This window comes from Escherichia sp. KCJ4928 (assembly GCF_004352695.1).
In the GTDB taxonomy this organism is placed as follows: Bacteria; Pseudomonadota; Gammaproteobacteria; order Enterobacterales; family Enterobacteriaceae; genus ECMA0423.
The window spans coordinates 1-734 of sequence record NZ_SJWV01000507.1 but is presented as its reverse complement, the minus strand read 5'-3'; the positions used below and the strand labels follow the sequence as shown (position 1 = coordinate 734).

The window sequence follows — 734 nt, the reverse complement described above, 5'->3', positions numbered from 1 at the left end:
TGCTGTACCGCTGGAGTAACGGGCGTGTGACGCTGGACTGCAGCGGACGGGAGGCACTGGATGACCTGGTACGTCCGTTTTATCTGCTGGAGGGGCGCAACGTTCCTGACTTCCGGAGCAGCATCGGAGCGCAGTATGGTGAATTTCTCGGGAACGGCGACAATGTCGGTAAGCTGTTAGAAGGGGAATATTTTACGGTGCGTGGCTACCAGAAAGGGACCGTACACATAGTTCTTTAAGCGTTCTGATCTTGTTGAAAAACTGAATGATATTATTGCACGGCATTATCCAGGTGCATTGCCGCCACGAGTCTGATTAAACAGAAAAGCCCTGGTATTTATGCCGGGGCTTTTTTTCTGTAATCATCATAATCTCAGAACACGATGTGACATTGTCACATCAATTGTTGTTCATATCGATGCCATCATTCCTGCCTGAATCTGTCTTTTTAGGTGCTGTTTTAGAGGAAGAACGGCGGGATGGTTTTTTCGATTCTGCTTCCCGAATAATGTCACGAAGTGCCTTCTCTCCTACTTCATACCCTGCATTTTTGAGCGTGTCACGAACATCTGCCAGTGTATAACCCTTTGTCCTTACCAGGACAATAATGTCATCACGAATGGCATCAAGAAAATCACGCAATGTTTTCCGTTGAGCGGTGAGGTCCGGCAATTCTGATAAAGCAGCTTTTGCCAGCTGGATGTCATCATCTGAGTAAAATTTTTTAGAAGCCA

Annotated in this window: 1 protein-coding gene and 1 pseudogene; one reads left to right on the top strand and one right to left on the bottom strand. The window is 46.7% G+C overall.

The window, feature by feature from the left end; all coding sequences use genetic code 11:
* A pseudogene (locus E0D98_RS25185) lies at positions 1–315 on the top strand (DUF4942 domain-containing protein); the annotation flags it as partial.
* Positions 316–399: 84 nt separating this feature from the next.
* Here the strand turns inward: E0D98_RS25185 and E0D98_RS25180 are convergent.
* On the bottom strand, positions 400–734 hold a 335-nt coding region (locus E0D98_RS25180), incomplete at its 5' end, for a molybdopterin-guanine dinucleotide biosynthesis protein MobC (RefSeq protein WP_240723780.1).